We start from the raw sequence: 17,939 nt of genomic DNA, 5'->3' as shown, positions 1-17,939 counted from the left end.
ATCAAATACGCTATCATAACCGCACGGATCACTGCTGCATTTCAAATGAACAGCAGCAGGGTTAAGCAATAAAAACAAATGCACTGAATCACCTTTATTCAGAACAGGGAACTAAACGTGAAACAAAGATTAGAAAAACTCTTTCAAGAAAAAGTTAATGGAAAAACCGTATTAATTACAGGTGCTTCCAGCGGTATTGGCTTAACTGCCGCCCACCGCTTAGCTGACGCCGGCGCGCATGTGCTGCTGGTAGCCCGCACCAAAGAAACACTCGACGAAGTTAAAGCTGAAATTGAAGCTAAAGGCGGCCAAGCCTCTGTATTCCCGTGTGATTTAAACGATATGGACTCTATTGATGAAGTGTCAAAACAGATTTTAGCGTCAGTCGACCATATTGACATTCTGATCAATAATGCAGGCCGCTCAATCCGCCGCGCCGTACACGAATCGACAGACCGCTTCCATGATTTTGAACGCACCATGCAGCTGAATTATTTTGGCGCAATCCGTTTAGTCATGAATATCCTGCCGCAAATGATGATCCGCCGCGACGGCCATATCATCAATATCAGCTCGATTGGCGTTTTAGCCAATGCAACCCGCTTCTCTGCGTATGTTGCATCTAAAGCCGCCCTAGATGCTTTCAGCCGATGCTTATCTGCCGAAGTGCATTCGCATAAGATTGCGATTACCTCTATTTATATGCCGCTGGTGCGCACGCCGATGATTGCACCAACCAAAATCTATAAATATGTGCCGACCCTTTCTCCAGAACAGGCCTCAGACTTAATTGCCTATGCTATTGTAAAACGCCCTAAAAAAGTAGCGACCAACTTAGGCCGCTTAGCCTCAATTACCTATTCTATTGCGCCGGACATCAACAATAAGCTCATGTCCATCGGCTACAATCTATTCCCAAGCTCGTCAGCGTCTGTCGGCAAGCAGGAAAAATTGAATTTTGTGCAAAAAGCATATGCGCGCTTATTCCCAGGTGAACACTGGTAATACTTTTTTAATTAGGTTTCTTTTCAATAAGCCCAATTCAGGGCTTATTTTTTATTTGGCCGCCGATAAAACAATGCAAACCGACGGGCAGCAGCGGCCTTTCAAAAATTGCTTAAGTTTTAGTTCCTCTATTCAGCTTTGATGCCGTACACTATGCCCTGCAGCTAGAACTGCAATTTATTTATTTGAACAGAATTTGGGTGAAATCCACATGAACAATCTGCAATGGCTCGATGAAGTAAAATTTAACGAACAAGGCTTAGCGCCTGCTATTGCACAGCATCATCAAACTGGCCGTATTTTGATGGTGGCGTGGATGAACCGTGAAGCGTTAGCGCTGACAGCAGAAAAAAATCAGGCCGTTTATTTTTCACGTTCGCGCCAAAAACTGTGGCACAAAGGCGAAGAATCCGGCCATTTCCAAACCGTGCATGAAATCCGTTTGGACTGCGATGCCGATGTCATTGTGCTGCAGATTGAACAGCATGGCGGCATTGCCTGCCATACCGGCCGCGAATCTTGCTTCTACCGCAAACTCACCGCAAACGGCTGGGAAATTGTCGATGCGCAGCTGAAAGACCCTAGCCAAATTTACGCTGAAAAATCTGAAAATCCGCACACCCTTGCCATGAATGCATCAAATGCGCAGTCGGAACAGGTCGAAGTTTTAGACTACCTCGGCCAGATGATGGCTGAGCGTAAAGCGGCTGATCCGGACTCGTCTTATGTGGCAAAGCTGTACAGCAAAGGCCTGAATAAAATTCTTGAAAAAATCGGCGAAGAAAGCGTTGAAACCATTATTGCCGCTAAAGACTTTAAAGCTGAAGCCAATGAAGACAATAAGAATGATTTAATTTATGAAGTCGCAGACCTTTGGTTCCATAACATTGTAATGCTGGGTTATTTTGACCTCGATCCGCAGCTGGTGCTGAATGAATTGGCGCGCCGCCAAGGATTGTCAGGTTTAGCTGAAAAAGCCAGCCGCGCTCACTGAATGGACATCCTGCTTTGACTGATCAAAAAAAACCCAGCGCCACCTATGAGCAGGCCACTGCCATAGACAACGCGCGTCTGGGAAAATCATTTAAAGTGATTGCCTATGCCGGCACAGGTAAAACCACCACGCTGCAAATGATCAGTGATGCCATGCCGCAGCGCCGCGGCATGTATCTGGCCTTCAACAAAGCCATTGCCACAGAAGCGCAGCAGAAATTCCACGGCAATGTCGACTGCCGCACTTTTCACTCTTTAGCTTTCCGAAGCGTTCCACGTGGAGTCACTGACAAGCTGCGGCTGCCGCGCTTAAGCCCCAGCTTCATGGCCAAAGAGTACCGTTTAACACCGATTACCCTGCGCCGCATGATGGGCGGGCGCTATGAGCAATATGTGCTGATGCCATCCCGCTTGGCCAGCTTAGTGGCCAATGCCGTCAGCTATTTCTGCTCCACCAATTCGCAATATCCTGCCCCGCGCCATTTGCAGGCGCCCAGCTGGCTGCATCCTGATGATATCGATGCCTTGCAAAAGCATCTTTATCCTGCAATAGAGCGGCGCTGGCTGGAATCAATCGACCCGCACCATCAGGCAGGCATCAGCCATGATATTTATCTGAAACTTTGGGCGCTGTCCGAACCGAATATTCCCGCTGATTATGTGCTGTTTGATGAAGCGCAGGATGCCGATCCGCTCATGCTCGGCATCTTGCTGAAGCAGCGCAGTACGCAAGTCATTTACGTCGGCGATGCGCATCAGCAGATTTATGCTTGGCGCGGCGCAGTCAATGCCATGCAGCAGCTGCCTTTGCCTGAGTCCCGCCTGACAACTTCATTCCGTTTTGGTGAAGAAATCGCCTTGAATGCCAATGCTATTTTGGGCGCCTTAAATGAGACGGTGCCGCTCTTAGGCAATTCACTGCTGAATTCGAAAGTGGTCAATAAACCGCACACCAAACAGCGTGATGCGATTTTATGCCGCACCAATGCCCGCGCGATGGAACTGCTTTTGGCCGGGTTGGTTCAGGGCGAAAAAGTCAGCCTGCAGGCCGATCATGCCAAACTTAACCGTTTTGTCGATGCCGCCTCTATGCTGAAACAAGGCAAGCGTGTGGTGGATGTCCCTGAATTAGCCTGGTTCAACTCATGGCATGATGTGCATGAATACTGCGAGACCAATGACGGCAGCGACATTAAGCCTTTGGTCAAACTGGTCGATGATCACGGAACAGACCCGCTCAAGCGCGCGCTGGCCAAAATCACCCCGATTGGACAAGCCGACTACATCATCTCTACTGCGCACAAAGCCAAAGGCTTGGAATGGAACCGCGTGCATATCGAAGATGATTACCAATTCAGGCTGAATGAGAAAGACTATAAAATTAGTGACGAAGAGTTACGGCTGCTTTACGTGGCCTGCACACGTGCTAAAGTAAGTTTAAACATTCACCATATTTATGATCTGATGCAGCGGCTCAAGCGGGAAATGCCGCAGTCTTTGCGTCGGGCAGTGAGCTAAATAAAAAATCTTTCCTCAGCTGAAGGTGTGTTATGAAAATTGAATCGATCCAGCTTAAGCATACCCTTCACTTTCATAATATTCATGCCGAGTTCAAGGGGCAGCAGCATCCCGTCACTTTAATTCTAGGCGACCAAAGCAGCGGAAAAACCACCATTTTACGCTTCACCTATCAGGCGCTGACTTGGTTTGCAGCCCGCTATAAAGACCTGCGCACTGCCGGTGTGGTGATGCTGGATCAGGATATTATGCTGAACCGCCTGCAATCTAAAATTGATGTGCAGATCAGCTATCCATCCGAATTCGGACAGCTGTCCAGCAGCAGCGCAGAACCCGAAGAGAGTCAAAGCCTCCCATCGAGCGAACAATCGCCTGATCCGCATTTTTACTGTGCTTGGCAGCTGTATAAAACCCTGAACAGCCAAGGCATCGGCATCAGCAAGGCGGAAACGCAGCAGCTGGAAGAATTGGCGGCCCGCTATCAGCGCACGCTCAAAGATGATCCGCTGCTGGGCCTGCCCTTGATTGCCTATTACCCAGCTGAACGTTTTGTCAATGAAGTCAATTTGCTGAATAAAAACAATCCTGCTATTTTTCAGCCTGCCTATGCCTATGAAATTTCGGCTATTCCATTTACCACCTTCAGCCGTTTTTTTGAATGGTTCCGGGAAATCTGCGATATCGAAAATGCGCAAAGCGCCCAGATGGTTCAAGATATCCTGAATAAAAATAACTCAAGCTTGGCCTCAGACAGCAAAACGAATGACTTTTTGGTCAGCCGGATTGCCCACGCCCATGCAGAAATTCACGCGCCCGCTTTAAAATCACTCAGACGCGCCTTAGCCGTCATTTTGCCTGAATTCAGCAATATCTATCTGCAATATCATCCTAAATTGCAGCTGATGGTGACTTATCAGGGCCAGACCATGCAGTTCCAGCAGCTGTCCAACAGCATCCGCAATTTAACAGCATTAATTGGCGACATTGTGCGCCGCCTGTGCCTGCTTAATCCAGCAAGCCTCTATCCTTGTGAGGAGGGCGACGGCATTCTGCTGATTGACGCTATCGATCATCAGCTGGATCAAAACATGACCCAAGTGATTTTGCCTCGGCTGCACCAAGCATTTCCGCGCCTGCAAATCATCGCCGCAGGCAACCGCCCAGAACTGCTGGAGCAAGCTTCGGACTTTCAGTGCCTGAAGCTTGAAAATAAGCAGCTGATGCCTATTCAGTCCAGTCTCATGCAGCAGCAGTTTGAAGAAATTTATGCGCAGCTGCACACAGATGGCGATCTGCCTTTAGCGGACAATGATTCTCCAGCAGCATCCTTGCAGGAACCGGCAGAGGATGCTGCGACCGCCGAAACCCTGCTGCTGCAAATTCAGGAACAGCTCAGTGCAGAACAGCAGCAAGAACTGATTCATTTGCTGCAGGGCAATGATCCGCGTTTAAGCCATAATCCGCTGCTTTAAATAGCCGTTTTGAGCATTAAAAGAAGTTCAATTCATCAGCATGGCATAAACGGACTAATGAATTGAAATTGACTGTTTAGCGCATAACCCCACCAATAAATTTGGTCGGCGTATAATGCCCAATAGATATGCAAAAAAGATTGATGTTGAGCCCAGCCTGTAATATGATCGGTTTTATTTGCGAATTTCATTATAAAATCGGAATTTGCAATCGCTTACAGGCTGCGCAATACAGCTGCTTTTTTATTTTGAACACATTGGCTTTCAAGATTGAACATTTTGGATGGCTCCTTGCGGTCCTGCAGTTCTTGAAAGATAAAGATTCACTCTAGGTGCGTAACCTAATCACGACAATGGATACGAGTGTGCTGCCGATTATTATATTGTTACCGCTAGTGCTGGGCACATTCCTGACTGCCTGGCTCAAGCAGTTCTCACGTGGAGCAACCGCCTTAGGGGCTATCGGAGTCAGCATCAGCAGCTTAGTCCTGCTCCTGACTCAAGCAAAAGAGGTCTTTAACGGCCAAGTGCTCATTCAAACCTGGCCATGGCTTCCCCAGCTGGGCCTGGATATCAGCTTCCGTTTAGATTCACTGGGCCTGCTGTTCTCCCTGCTGATCACCGGCATCGGCACACTTATTTATATCTACGCTTATTATTACCTCAGCCCTAAAAACTCCCTCAGCAAGCTGTATATGATGCTCATGCTATTCATGGCCGCCATGCTGGGCATTTCACTGTCCAATAACTTGATTTTACTGCTGGTGTTTTGGGAACTGACCAGTATCTCATCTTTCCTGCTGGTAGGTTACTGGAGCAATTACGAAGCCGCTCAGCGCGGTTCACGCATGGCACTCACCATTACCGGCATGGGCGGGCTGTGCATGCTGGGGGCCTTTATTTTACTGGGTCAGGTGACAGGCACTTATCAAATTGACCAGATTCTCGGTATGCGGGAACTCATTCAAAACCATGCTTTATTTGTGCCGATTCTGCTGCTGACCTTGCTGGGCGCATTTACCAAAAGCGCGCAGTTCCCGTTTCACTTCTGGCTGCCGAATGCCATGGCCGCACCCACACCGGTCTCTGCATATCTGCACTCTGCAACCATGGTCAAAGCCGGCATTTTCCTGCTGGCGCGCTTGCTGCCGATTTTTGCCGGCGCAGCGCTCTATCATAATATTGTGACTTTTGTCGGCCTGTTTACTTTATGCATGGCCGCATTCTTTGCTATTTTTAAAGAAGATTTAAAAGGCTTATTGGCCTACTCGACCATCAGCCATTTGGGCCTGATTGTCTGCCTGCTGGGTATTGGTTCACCGCTGGCCGTGGCAGCAGCCATTTTCCACATCATTAATCACGCGACATTCAAAGCGGCCCTGTTCATGATCGCCGGCATCATCGACCATGAATCCGGCACACGCGACCTGCGCAAGCTCAGCGGTTTATGGCAGCTGCTGCCCTTTACCGCAACTTTGACAATGATTACCGCAGCCTCAATGGCCGGCGTCCCGTTGACCAACGGTTTCCTTTCTAAAGAGATGTTCTTTACAGAGCTGCTACGCGAACTGTCCGGCCCGATTTTGATTGGCTCCGCAATTACTGCAACGCTGGCCGGGATCTTTGCCGTAGCCTACTCTATCCGGCTGGTGCATGGGGTCTTTTTTGACGGCCCGGTCGGCAAGGATGTCCCCAATAAAAATGCGCATGAACCGCCATTCGGCATGCGCGCGCCTGCAACGCTTTTAGCTGTTCTCTGTATTTTAGTCGGCCTGCTCCCTGCCCTTCTGATAGAGCAAATCGTGAATAGCACAGCACAGGCCAGCACCCAGAATTTTGCCTTTGAAGGCGCGCATATCACGCTCTGGCATGGCTTCAATGTTCCGCTAGCTATGAGCCTGATCGCGCTATTCGGCGGCGTCATTTTCTACTTCTTGCTGGCCAAAGGCGGACGCATCCGCTCAATTGACCTCGATCCAGCGCTGGGCAAGTTTCAGGGCAGAATTCTGTTTGACCTGTTTTTAAAGCATCTTTTGCTGAATTCACGCAAATTTAAGCGGGCAACAGAAAACGGATCACTGCAAAGCTACTTGATGTGGATTGTCCTGTTCAGCATTGCCGTTGTTGCCGTGCCGCTTACCTCACAAGGCATTAGCACAGGCACCCGTGAACTGACCCATGCGCCAGCCATCGCGATTGTTTTGTGGATGCTGCTGTTCTCTGCCTGCTGGATGATGCTGTGGTTCCATCATGAACGCATTAAAGCGGTTCTCATCAGCGGTGCTGTAGGCTTAGTGGTGACCATGGTGTTTATTTGCTTCTCTGCGCCAGACTTGGCCTTAACGCAAATTACGGTGGATGTCGTCACCACAGTGCTGCTGCTGATGAGCCTGTCTTTACTTCCTCAATTAACGCCTTATGAATCCAGTGTTTCCAGGCGCTGGCGCGATGCCCTTATCGCAATTGGCGGGGGTGCCGGCATTGCCTGGATTACCTGGCTGATCCTGACGCGCGACCATAATTCAATTTCATGGTTTTTCATGCAGCAGTCTATTCCGCTGGGCGGCGGCACCAATGTTGTGAATGTCATTTTGGTTGATTTCCGTGGATTCGATACCTTCGGTGAAATCACGGTCTTGGGGATCGCCGCGATTGGCGCCCTATGCCTGATGGATGGCATGCGGGCCCACGGCACCACAATTACTCAAGGGCTGACCTACCGTTTTAATCCTTCACCGCTGATGTTCCGCATCACGGCGTCATGGATACTGCCGCTGGCCTTGGTCGTCAGCCTGTATATTTTCCTGCGCGGGCACAATTTGCCCGGCGGCGGATTTATTGCAGGGCTGATCACCTCTTTGGCGCTGGTCATTCAATATATTGCCCTCGGTCAGGATCAGGCTGAACGCCTGCTCCATGCCAAATCCGGACGCCTGTATGAAATCTGGATCGGCATTGGCCTCGTGGTTGCCGGTTTCACTGGCCTTGGCGCGTGGCTCTGGGGACGTCCATTCCTCACCAGCGCGCACATTTATGTTCATCCGCCAATAATCGGCGAGATGCATTTAGCCAGCGCGGCCTTATTTGATGTCGGGGTATATGTCACTGTTGTCGGCGCAACCATGCTGATGATTTCCGTGCTGAGCGATTCCCGAAATTCCAGCATGTCTGGTCCAGTACCTAAAGGATAAGCACATGATCAGTTTAGAATTTTTATTGACTACTGCGATTGGCTTACTGACCGCGACAGGCATTTATTTAATCCTGCGGGCGCGTACTTTTCCGGTGGTGCTTGGCTTGGCCATGATCGGCTATGCCGTCAACCTATTTCTATTTGCCATGGGACGCATTCAAATCAATGCCCCTGCTGTATTGACTGAAACCGCCAAATCCACCGACCCATTGCCGCAGGCGCTGGTGCTGACCGCCATTGTCATTGGATTTGCCACAACAGCCTTCATTGTACAGCTGGCATTGCGCAGCCGTTTTGAATCAGGAACAGATCACGTCGATGCTAAAGAGGAAATACCGCAATTTGATCCGCGCGAGGATGAGCCATAATGAATGACTTCATCCAATTTTGGGCGCAGCATACCCCAATTTTCAGTATTTTAATTCCAGCGCTGACTGCATTTATTCTTGTTCTATTAGGCAATCCCGGTTCAGGCTCACTCGCCCATGACTGGCGTCAGCCTTGGCGGCGCGGCATCAGTTTTGTATCGTCAATTCTAGGGCTGCTGACTGCCATCAGCTATTTGATTTTTGCCAGCTCAGGGCAAATCAGTGTATATAATCTGGGCGAATGGGCTGCGCCGTTTGGCATTGTATTGGTGCTGGATCAGCTGTCGGCGTTCATGCTGGTGCTGACCTACGGTTTAGCCGTGCCCATCATGTGGTACGCCAGTAAAGAATGGGATGAACGCGGACGCTATTTCCACGCAATGTTCCACTTCCTGCTGATGGGGCTATGCGGCGCATTTCTAACTGGGGATTTATTTAACCTCTTCGTTTTCTTTGAAATCCTGCTGATGGCGTCTTATGTACTGTTGCTGCATGGCCAAGGCAAGGCGCGGTTTCAGCTTGGCGTGCACTATGTCACCATCAACCTGCTGGCTTCTGCGCTGTTCCTCATTGGCTTAGGGCTGATTTACGGCAGTGTCGGCAGCCTGAATATGGCGGATGCTGCTCGGTTAATCCCTTTGCTGGAACATGATCAGCACCGTCTGGCCGTGGCAGGCGGGCTCTTGCTTTTCGTTGTTTTCGGCATTAAAGCAGCCATGCTTCCTGTCGGTTTTTGGCTGCCCAAAACCTATGCCGTGGCAACAACGCCAGTAGCCGCAATATTTACCATTATGACCAAAGTCGGCATTTATGCCATTTTGCGGGTTAATGGTACCGTCTTTGATGATGATGTCAGCCGGCAAATTCTGCAAAACTGGCTGCTGCCGATTGGCTTAATCACTTCAGTTTACGGTGTGATTGGCGCAATTGGCGCAGAACGCCTGCGCCGCTTTGTGGGTTTTATGATTTTATCCTCAATCGGTACAATTCTGGTCGCCATTTCACTGTTCAGTACGCAGGCTTGGGCAGCTGGACTGTATTATTTGGTGCACAGCACTGTGGTTGGGGCCGCTTTTTATATCCTGTGCGGGTGGATTACTTCTCAGCGCGGAGAATTTAAAGATCATTTTAAAATTGCCCCGCAGATGAAACAGCACAAAACTGTGGCTCTCACTTACTTTATTATTGCCCTGATGATGGCTGGCCTGCCTCCATTCAGCGGCTTTCTCGGTAAAGTATTTATTTTGCAGGCAACTTCTTCGTCGCCGCATCAGCTGCTGATTATTTTGACCGTGCTGGCAGTCAGCCTGCTCAGCATCATTGCCATGACGCGTGTCGGTTTCATTCTGTTCTGGCGCGCCAGCAAGCCTGAAGACAACCCTGAAACAATCGAATACAAAGCTTATCAGGCTTTGCCCGCAGAAGCGCCTAAACGCAATGACACCGCAATCTATATCCTGCTGGCAGGATTGCTTGCCTATATGGCATGCGCCGCGCCGATTTATCAATATGTGCTGAATACTGCGCAGCAAATCCAAAATAATGTAATGTATGAAAATGTCCTGCTGAAAAAAGATGAGCATGGCGAGATGATCAGTGTCCAGCCATTTGATCCTGAAAACCTGCCAGAAACCAAATACGGCGGTGAAACAGCAGATCCGAATGCTCACCTGATACCGCAATTGATTGCGCCTGAAACTCTGGATGGAGAACATATTTCAGAATATAAAAAGCGTCAGATGCTGCAGCAAGCTCTTCAAGAAAAATCCGCTGCAGATTCTCAGCTTAAGCCAATGGAGGAGCAATAGATGAAAATCACTGCAGTTTTCGAACGCTGGTTCCCTCATCCACTGGTGTCTGTCATTGTCGGACTCAGCTGGCTGATGCTGAACCACAGCCTAGATGCCGGTTCTATTTTAATGGCGCTGATTTTGGCGGTCGGCATTCCGCGCTTGGTTCGTCCATTCATTGCGCATACACCGAATATTGATTGGCTTCCTGCCCTTCAATTATTTTTTGTGGTGCTGTGGGACATTATTGTCTGCAACATTCAAGTTGCGAAATTGGTCTTGGGCCCGATGCATAAAATGCACCCCAAATGGTTTCGGGTTCCCTTGGAAACACAGCACGAAGAAGTGAATACTCTATTGGCAATGATCATCACTACAACGCCCGGCACAGTGTCTGCAGGCATTGATCAGGACCGCGGCGATATCTTAGTGCATGCCTTAAGCGCTGATGATGCGGAAGCTGAAATTCAAAATATCAAAGACCGCTATGAAAAACCGCTGATGCAGATTTTTGGTGTTCAGCCAGGAGAGTCATCATGACCATTTTGCCTTACGCGCTGGCCCTCTGCTTAGGCGCTGTGACAATTTCAATGCTTTTATGCCTAATTCGGCTGATTATCGGGCCTTCTATTGTTGACCGTTTGCTGGCATTAGATACCCTATTTTTAAATGCAACATGCCTGATCGTAATTTTGGGCATTTACTGGGCCAGCAATGCCATGTTTGAAGGCGCGCTGCTGGTTGCCATGCTGGGCTTCGTCTCTACCGCAGCATTGGCCCGCTATTTTACCACCGGCCATGTGATTGATTAGGAGAATACTCAATGCAGCTTGCAATGGAAATTACCGTTTCTATTTTTCTAATTATTGGCTCTTTTTTTATGCTGGTTGGCGGTATCGGCATGGTGCGGCTGCCTGACTTGTTCATGCGCCTGCATGCTCCGACCAAGTCCAGCACATTAGGCCTAGGCAGTTTTCTAATTGCGGCCATTATTTATGCAGCCTTTCACGGGCGCCTTGGCTTTGCAGAATTGCTGCTGACTCTGCTGGCCTTTATTACCGCGCCAGTATCCGCCAATTTAATTGCGCAGGCGGCATTGCATTTACGTCTGCGCTCTATGAGCGGGGATGTGCCGGAAACTTTAAACCGCCCATTGCCTTGGCAGCGTACCCGGCGCCGCGCATTTCACAATAAGCGTGAAGATACCGAAAATCAGCTTTAATCAGTTCAAGATGAAAGGACTCAGTTGAAATTTCAGCAAACTGAGTTCTCATTGAAGTTGACCTTAAACCGTCATCAAAATAATTATAATAACAGTCCAATCAGGCTGCTCGCTTGCATGAGCACTGTTTTCATTAGCCCTAAAAAGCAATCCTGCGCCACCCCTAAATATATAAAACCGCATCAGCAAAACTTCAAAAAAAGCACGCAATTGATCACTTACAGTATTCAAGTAAAATGTGCACATGCTTTCCCACCGCAAATAGCATCTTTTAAAGCCTGCGGTTTTGCTGATTATTGAAAATAAAAAAGCCGCCCTAAGGCGGCTTTTTTATTGTCTAATCAAGACTCATTCTTCATCTTTTTTTGCATCTTCAGGAGGCAAGTCCTTCACTGCTTCTGCAATCAGGCCAAACATATAGTTGCCATATGCATTGGTTTTGTCGTAGTGGAAACGCAGACGCGGCGTTATACGTGTCTTAATGCTGCGGCCAAGCTCATGGCGCAAGAAACCGGATGCCTTATTCAAGACCTCTAAAGTTTCTTTATTCGCCGCTTCGCTTTGCTCATCACCTAATTCACGTCCCATTACAGTGACATAAACTTCAGCATAACCCAAGTCTGGACTGACTTTCACCGCAGAGATGGTCACTAGGCCACCTAAACGCGGATCTTTGAGTTCCTGGCGGATCAGTTCAGACAACTCGCGCTGAACTGTATCTGCCATACGCTTAAGACGCTGACTACCCGCCATTAAAGACTCCGTTTAATCAATTGAACATCATAAACTTCGATTTTATCTTTCGCTTTGATGTCTTTATAGCCTTTTACTGCAAGACCGCATTCCATGCCGGCACGAACTTCTTCAACCACTTCTTTATAGCGGCGAAGTGATTCAAGCTCACCTTGGAATACAACAACATCATCACGCAATACACGGATTGGTTTGTTGCGGTGCAATACACCTTCCAGAACCATACAGCCGGCCGCAGCGCCAAATTTGCTTGAGTGGAATACTTCACGCACTTCAGCAACACCCAGAATTGTTTCACGGTGTTCAGGCGCAAGTTTACCGCTCATGGCTGCTTTCACGTCATCAATCAGCTCATAGATGATTGAGTAATAACGGATGTCAATGCCGTCAGCATCAGCTTTTTGACGCGCAGTCGTATCTGCACGGACGTTAAAGCCCAACAATACCGCTTCTGAAGATTCAGCCAATGTCACGTCAGACTCAGTGATTGCACCAACGCCTGAACCAATGACACGCACTTTCACTTCATCAGTCGCAAGATCTGCAAGCGCAACATGCAAGGCTTCCAATGTACCGCGTACATCAGTTTTCAATACCACATTGACGATTGGCACATCTTTTTTGCCCATAGAGGCCATGATGTTTTCAAGACGCATTGCGCTTTGACGCTCAAGACGTTTTTGACGTTCACGGTCCATACGCGCATCAGCAACTTCACGGGCTTTTTTCTCGTCAGTTACAACAAGAACTTCGTCACCTGCCATTGGCGCTTCAGGAAGGCCTAAAATTTCAACTGGAATTGAAGGGCCTGCTGATTGAATACGCTGACCGTTCTCATCGGTCATCGCACGGACACGGCCATAAGATGCGCCTGCAAGAACCAAATCACCGACTTTCAATGTACCGTTTTGAACAAGGATAGACGTTACCGCACCGCGGCTGTTGTCTACACGCGCTTCAATAACCACACCTTGCGCTGCACCTTCTTCAGACGCTTTCAGCTCCAGCATTTCTGCCTGAATTGAAATAAGGTCCAGAAGCTCATCAATACCTTGACCTGAATGCGCTGAAACCATTGCCACAGGAACATCACCGCCCCATTGTTCAGGCACGATCTGCTTCGCAGTCAATTCGTTCAATACACGGTCTGGATCAGCGGATTCTTTATCCATTTTGTTGATAGCAACAATGATTGGCGTGCCGGCAGCGCGCGCATGGTCAATTGCTTCCGCAGTTTGCGGCATAACACCGTCATCTGCCGCCACAACCAGAACCACGATATCAGTCGCTTTTGCACCGCGTGAACGCATTGCAGTAAACGCTGCGTGTCCCGGGGTATCCAAGAAAGTGATAATGCCTTTCTCAGTTTTAACGTGATAAGCGCCAATATGCTGAGTAATGCCGCCCGCTTCACCTTGCGCCACTTTCGCACGGCGGATACGGTCAAGAAGCGATGTTTTACCATGGTCAACGTGACCCATGATGGTTACAACAGGTGCACGTGTTGACTGTACACCGCGCGCTTCTTCAGCAGCTTCCAGCAAGTTGTCTTCTGCTTGAGTATCAGAAACACGCACTGGATTATGGCCCATTTCTTCAACAACAAGCGCAGCGACGTCTTGCTCAATAGCTTGGTTTTGAGTAACCAATTCGCCCATTTTCATGAGTGATTTAATAACTTCACGAACCTTAACAGCCATTTTTTGCGCAAGATCGGCAACCACGATGGTTTCGCCAATTTCAACATCATAAACTTGTTTTTTAACAGGTTTTTCAAAGCCGTGCTTGTTGCCTTGGCTTGTTTTCAAACCGCGTTTATGCTGGTTATGGCTGAAAGACTGCTCTTCTTGACCGCGGCGGCCGCCTTTTTTCGGCGCACGGGCGCTGGTGGTGTTGCCGCCACGCTTGATTTCACGGTCTTCTTTTGCAAATGAATCTTCATAAGCCTGACCGACAAGGCCAGCCGCCAATGGAGAATCATCTACTACACGAATTGTTGCAGTCGTGTCATCAGCAGTATATTTCGACGCCATTTGACGCATTTGCTCAAGCGTACGCTGCTGCGCTTCTTCAGCCGCCTTGCGGCGAACGACTTCTTCCGTCGCTTTCAGCTGAGCTGTTTGCGCTTCACGCGCTTTCTTTTGCTCGGCAGTTTCAGTCACTTTCACCGTTTGTTTCACAATCGGCTTATTGTTTGACTTGCGCTTAACAACAACAGCTGCTTTTGGCACTTCTTGCTTCGCAGTTTCCTGCTTCGCCGCCGCACGCATTGCGTTGAGATTGGCTGCCGCTTTATTCACAACGGGCTGAGGCTTCTGCTCAACTGCATCTGCCTTTTGTTCAACTTGAACTTTAGACTCTGCCGCTTTCGCAAGCGCTTCAGCTTTAATCTGTTCTGGATCAGGCTTAGTAAACGTATGCTTCTTGCGAACTTCTACGTTAATTGTCTTTGCCTTACCTGATGTACTTGCTACTTTAGCTGTACTGGTGGTTTTACGTTTCAACGTGATTTTTCCTGCATGTCCATCGTCTTGGCCATGAACTTTCTTCAAATGGCTGACGAGTACATTTTGTTGTTCGGCGGTAATAATGTCATCAGCTTTACCTTGCGGCAAACCTGCATCACGAACCTGTTCCAGGAGCTTCTCAACTGGAGTACCCACGCTGAGCGCCAACTCTTTAATCGACTTGTCCGTCATATATTACCTCCTAGTTAAACCATGATTCGCGCGCTTTCATAATCAGCTGACCTGCTTTTTCTGCGCCTAAGCCTTCGATATCTTCGATATCATCAGTTGCCTGGTCAGCCAGATCATCTACTGTAATCACACCGCGGGCAGCGAGTGCATACGCGATTTCTTGAGTCATGCCTTCCATTGCAGCAAGTTCAGGACTCGGCTCTTGAATGTTTTCCTGCTGTTTCAATGCATCAGCCAATGCGACTTCTTTCGCGCGGCCTTGCAGCAATTCAACAGTTTCTGCATCCAGTTCAATTTCATCGAATGTTTCAGCAGGAACATACGCAATTTCTTCTAATGAAGTGAAGCCCATTTCAACCAGCGCCATAGCGAGGTCTTCTTCAATATCCAAACGTGAAACAAACATGTCCAAATATTGCTGCGCTTCATTTTGCTGACGTGCGTGATACTCTTCTTCCAGCATCATATTCAGCTTATAGCCGGTCAATTCTGATGCTAAACGCACATTTTGGCCCTGAGAACCAATTGCGCGCGCCAGCTGATCGCTTGCCGCGAAGATAATGTCAGCAGTACGCTCTTCTTCATCAATCACAATACCGGATACATCAGCAGGCTCTAAAGCGCTGGCAATGTATTGCGCCGCATCATCAGACCACACCACAACATCAATACGCTCGCCATTCAATTCCTGCTGAACTGCTTGGATACGCGTACCGCGCATACCGATACATGCGCCGACTGGGTCGATGCGGTGATCGTTGGTTTTCACTGCGATTTTAGCACGAACACCCGGCTGGCGCGCCGCAGCTTTAATCTCGATGATTTCTTCAGAAATTTCAGGAATTTCTTTTTTCATCAAAGCAATCAGCATTTCAGGCTTAGAACGCGACAATAATAATTGAGCGCCGCGGCCTTCACGGTTCACACTGTACAGAATCGCATTCATACGCTGCTTAGGACGCAAAATTTCTTTTGCAATCATTTCTTCACGTGCAAGATACGCTTCCGCATTGTCACCTAAATCAATGATAAATCCGTCTTTAGTCTGCTTTTTCACTTCGCCGTAAATCAGCTCGCCGACTTTAGATTCGTAAGCATCAGCAATCAAAGCGCGTTCCGCTTCACGAATCTTCTGCACGATCACTTGCTTGGCAATTTGCGCAGCAATACGGCCAAAATCAATGGATTCCACTTCAAGTTCACGGATATCGCCAATTGACCATTGTTCAGGATCAACATCAGAAATCGCATCCTGGCAAGCAGGCATTTCATGATCTTCATCAGCAACCACTTCCCATTGACGGAAAGTACGGTAGTCACCTGTTTTACGGTCAATTTCTACGCGAAGCTGAGCTTCTTCAGAGCGGGTGCCTTCGTAGAATTTCTTTTTAGTCGCTGCAACAAGAGCCTGTTCAAGCGCCTCAAAAATTGCATCACGACTTACACCCTTTTCGTTACTAACCGTCTCTACTACGGTAAGGATTTCACGCGCCATAAGTCACCTATTCGTTCAGATTCTTATTTATTGAATTAATCTTGGTAGATTAAGTTTGCTTTATCAATATTGTGACTGTCGATTTCCAGCACCAGCTGATTTTCAACTTCAACCTGAATCATTTCATTTTCAAGGTCTAATGCAATCAGTTTTGCTTGGAATTTACGGCGGTTTTCTACAGCACTGATAAGGCGTAATGCAATTTGCTGCCCGATAAAATTGGACATTTGTTCCAGCTGGAAGAATGGACGGTCCCAGCCTGGAGATGAAACTTCTAAGGCATATTCACCAGAAATCGGATCATGCACATCCAGCATTGCGCCGACTTGCTGCGTTACACGCACGCAGTCCTGCACGCCAATACCGCGGCCCTGCTCTTCTTCACCGTCTTCATTCAAAACTGGCGCAGCATTTTCATCAACAGCTTTGTCAATATAAATGCGCAGCATTGAGCGCTTCCCCTGCGGGACAAATTCAATCCCCCAAAGATCGACACCGCATGCTTCCACAGCAGGTGCAATTAAGTCTTGGAGTGCTTGGGTTTTATTTGATAGCTTCATTTACTCTCGTCAAAATTGTGCGATTTGATGGCCGAAATGACCACTACAGATCAATGTGAACTATTGTAGTAGTGAAACATGACGATTAGACCAAAATACTGCCGACACTACACGATAGCCAATAAAAAAGGGCGTAAATCGCCCCAATTATGCACAGAAAACCATAGTCCACTGTGCAAAAAGGCCCACCTAGTTGTGAGCCTCTTTTAGAAACTTGGTAGCGGGAGCTGGATTTGAACCAACGACCTTCGGGTTATGAGCCCGACGAGCTACCAGACTGCTCCATCCCGCATCAACGTGCAAAAATTATATACAAAAACTGAAGGCTTTTCAATCAAACTCTTCAAGGTTTGCCTGACTAAGTTGCACCTTAATCAGAATTGGTAGCGGGAGCTGGATTTGAACCAACGACCTTCGGGTTATGAGCCCGACGAGCTACCAGACTGCTCCATCCCGCAACAACATGCAAAAATATTCACCTTAAAATCAAGGCGCTTATTTCAGTTTGCGTCTAAAATAAGATTGGTAGCGGGAGCTGGATTTGAACCAACGACCTTCGGGTTATGAGCCCGACGAGCTACCAGACTGCTCCATCCCGCAACAATATGCAAATAATTAATCTCGCCTTTAAATTAAAGCGCCTATTTCAGTTTGCGTCTAAAATAAGATTGGTAGCGGGAGCTGGATTTGAACCAACGACCTTCGGGTTATGAGCCCGACGAGCTACCAGACTGCTCCATCCCGCATCAACAGATTTGCTGCACACACCAACTTATGTTCTGGATTACAAGTTGGTGCGGAAGGGGGGACTTGMACCCCCACGMCCGAAAGCACTACCACCTCAAGGTAGCGTGTCTACCAATTCCCCCAC

General features: G+C 48.4%; 14 protein-coding genes and 4 tRNA genes. 10 read left to right on the top strand and 8 right to left on the bottom strand.

Features of this window, described 5'->3' with window-relative positions:
- Positions 1 to 117 precede the first annotated feature (117 nt).
- The 10 genes from AZH43_RS12610 (at position 118) to AZH43_RS12560 (ending at position 11,561) form a co-directional block, all read left to right on the top strand.
- Complete coding sequence (locus AZH43_RS12610) at positions 118 to 1,005, top strand: SDR family NAD(P)-dependent oxidoreductase (protein WP_067670208.1); 888 nt, start codon at positions 118 to 120, stop codon at positions 1,003 to 1,005.
- A 211-nt stretch (positions 1,006 to 1,216) separates the two neighbouring features.
- Positions 1,217 to 1,999: a bifunctional phosphoribosyl-AMP cyclohydrolase/phosphoribosyl-ATP diphosphatase HisIE gene (hisIE, locus tag AZH43_RS12605; protein ID WP_067670207.1), complete on the top strand. Its 783-nt coding sequence runs from the start codon at positions 1,217 to 1,219 to the stop codon at positions 1,997 to 1,999.
- A 14-nt stretch (positions 2,000 to 2,013) separates the two neighbouring features.
- Positions 2,014 to 3,516, top strand: coding sequence for a UvrD-helicase domain-containing protein (locus AZH43_RS12600; protein ID WP_067670206.1), 1,503 nt, complete (start codon positions 2,014 to 2,016; stop codon positions 3,514 to 3,516).
- 32 nt (positions 3,517 to 3,548) lie between these two features.
- Positions 3,549 to 4,988, top strand: a complete 1,440-nt coding sequence (locus AZH43_RS12595) for an ATP-binding protein (protein ID WP_067670203.1) — start codon at positions 3,549 to 3,551, stop codon at positions 4,986 to 4,988.
- Positions 4,989 to 5,341: 353 nt separating this feature from the next.
- Complete coding sequence (locus AZH43_RS12585) at positions 5,342 to 8,179, top strand: monovalent cation/H+ antiporter subunit A (RefSeq protein WP_067670199.1); 2,838 nt, start codon at positions 5,342 to 5,344, stop codon at positions 8,177 to 8,179.
- Positions 8,180 to 8,183: 4 nt separating this feature from the next.
- On the top strand, positions 8,184 to 8,549 hold the full coding sequence (locus AZH43_RS12580) for a Na+/H+ antiporter subunit C (protein WP_005013260.1): 366 nt from the start codon (positions 8,184 to 8,186) through the stop codon (positions 8,547 to 8,549).
- Positions 8,549 to 10,357, top strand: a complete 1,809-nt coding sequence (locus AZH43_RS12575) for a monovalent cation/H+ antiporter subunit D (protein ID WP_067670197.1) — start codon at positions 8,549 to 8,551, stop codon at positions 10,355 to 10,357. Before AZH43_RS12580 ends, AZH43_RS12575 begins: the two co-directional genes overlap by 1 nt.
- The gene (locus AZH43_RS12570) at positions 10,358 to 10,879 is read left to right on the top strand and encodes a Na+/H+ antiporter subunit E (RefSeq protein ID WP_067670195.1); all 522 of its coding nucleotides are present in this window, start codon (positions 10,358 to 10,360) and stop codon (positions 10,877 to 10,879) included.
- Entirely contained in the window at positions 10,876 to 11,151 is a 276-nt protein-coding gene (locus tag AZH43_RS12565; RefSeq protein WP_067670193.1) for a monovalent cation/H+ antiporter subunit F, read from the top strand. The genes AZH43_RS12570 and AZH43_RS12565 overlap by 4 nt, the downstream gene beginning before the upstream one ends.
- Before the next feature lie 11 nt (positions 11,152 to 11,162).
- Positions 11,163 to 11,561 (top strand): Na+/H+ antiporter subunit G, encoded by a 399-nt coding sequence (locus tag AZH43_RS12560; protein WP_067670191.1) that lies wholly within the window; start codon positions 11,163 to 11,165, stop codon positions 11,559 to 11,561.
- 348 nt (positions 11,562 to 11,909) lie between these two features.
- Here AZH43_RS12560 and AZH43_RS12550 read toward each other — a convergent pair whose 3' ends face one another.
- The 8 genes from AZH43_RS12550 to AZH43_RS12515 all read right to left on the bottom strand — a co-directional run bounded on the left by AZH43_RS12550 (position 11,910) and on the right by AZH43_RS12515 (position 17,814).
- Positions 11,910 to 12,314 carry a ribosome-binding factor A gene (locus AZH43_RS12550; protein ID WP_067670187.1) on the bottom strand — a complete coding sequence of 135 codons (405 nt, stop codon included), beginning with the start codon at positions 12,312 to 12,314 and terminating at the stop codon, positions 11,910 to 11,912.
- The gene (infB, locus tag AZH43_RS12545) at positions 12,314 to 15,013 is read right to left on the bottom strand and encodes a translation initiation factor IF-2 (RefSeq protein ID WP_067670185.1); all 2,700 of its coding nucleotides are present in this window, start codon (positions 15,011 to 15,013) and stop codon (positions 12,314 to 12,316) included. Before infB ends, AZH43_RS12550 begins: the two co-directional genes overlap by 1 nt.
- A gap of 10 nt (positions 15,014 to 15,023) precedes the next feature.
- Positions 15,024 to 16,508 (bottom strand): transcription termination factor NusA, encoded by a 1,485-nt coding sequence (gene nusA, locus AZH43_RS12540; RefSeq protein WP_067670183.1) that lies wholly within the window; start codon positions 16,506 to 16,508, stop codon positions 15,024 to 15,026.
- 35 nt (positions 16,509 to 16,543) lie between these two features.
- Complete coding sequence (gene rimP / locus AZH43_RS12535; RefSeq protein WP_067670181.1) at positions 16,544 to 17,068, bottom strand: ribosome maturation factor RimP; 525 nt, start codon at positions 17,066 to 17,068, stop codon at positions 16,544 to 16,546.
- Between the two features lie 215 nt (positions 17,069 to 17,283).
- Positions 17,284 to 17,360: transfer RNA gene (locus AZH43_RS12530), tRNA-Met, on the bottom strand.
- Positions 17,361 to 17,449: 89 nt separating this feature from the next.
- Positions 17,450 to 17,526: transfer RNA gene (locus AZH43_RS12525), tRNA-Met, on the bottom strand.
- A gap of 65 nt (positions 17,527 to 17,591) precedes the next feature.
- Positions 17,592 to 17,668: transfer RNA gene (locus AZH43_RS12520), tRNA-Met, on the bottom strand.
- A gap of 69 nt (positions 17,669 to 17,737) precedes the next feature.
- Positions 17,738 to 17,814 (bottom strand) — tRNA-Met (locus AZH43_RS12515).
- Between the last annotated feature and the right edge of the window lie 125 nt (positions 17,815 to 17,939).

The organism is Acinetobacter pragensis (assembly GCF_001605895.1).
GTDB classification, from domain to species: domain Bacteria; phylum Pseudomonadota; class Gammaproteobacteria; order Pseudomonadales; family Moraxellaceae; genus Acinetobacter; species Acinetobacter pragensis.
The sequence above is the reverse complement of the archived record's forward strand: the minus strand, read 5'-3'. Positions and strand labels throughout refer to the sequence as shown.

Coding starts and splice junctions, on each gene's coding strand:
- hisIE (WP_067670207.1), top strand. CDS start 1,217: ATGAACAATCTGCAATGGCTCGATGAAGTAAAATTTAACGAACAAGGC.
- AZH43_RS12595 (WP_067670203.1), top strand. CDS start 3,549: ATGAAAATTGAATCGATCCAGCTTAAGCATACCCTTCACTTTCATAAT.
- AZH43_RS12585 (WP_067670199.1), top strand. CDS start 5,342: ATGGATACGAGTGTGCTGCCGATTATTATATTGTTACCGCTAGTGCTG.
- AZH43_RS12580 (WP_005013260.1), top strand. CDS start 8,184: ATGATCAGTTTAGAATTTTTATTGACTACTGCGATTGGCTTACTGACC.
- AZH43_RS12575 (WP_067670197.1), top strand. CDS start 8,549: ATGAATGACTTCATCCAATTTTGGGCGCAGCATACCCCAATTTTCAGT.
- AZH43_RS12570 (WP_067670195.1), top strand. CDS start 10,358: ATGAAAATCACTGCAGTTTTCGAACGCTGGTTCCCTCATCCACTGGTG.
- AZH43_RS12565 (WP_067670193.1), top strand. CDS start 10,876: ATGACCATTTTGCCTTACGCGCTGGCCCTCTGCTTAGGCGCTGTGACA.
- AZH43_RS12560 (WP_067670191.1), top strand. CDS start 11,163: ATGCAGCTTGCAATGGAAATTACCGTTTCTATTTTTCTAATTATTGGC.
- AZH43_RS12550 (WP_067670187.1), bottom strand. CDS start 12,314: ATGGCGGGTAGTCAGCGTCTTAAGCGTATGGCAGATACAGTTCAGCGC.
- infB (WP_067670185.1), bottom strand. CDS start 15,013: ATGACGGACAAGTCGATTAAAGAGTTGGCGCTCAGCGTGGGTACTCCA.
- nusA (WP_067670183.1), bottom strand. CDS start 16,508: ATGGCGCGTGAAATCCTTACCGTAGTAGAGACGGTTAGTAACGAAAAG.
- rimP (WP_067670181.1), bottom strand. CDS start 17,068: ATGAAGCTATCAAATAAAACCCAAGCACTCCAAGACTTAATTGCACCT.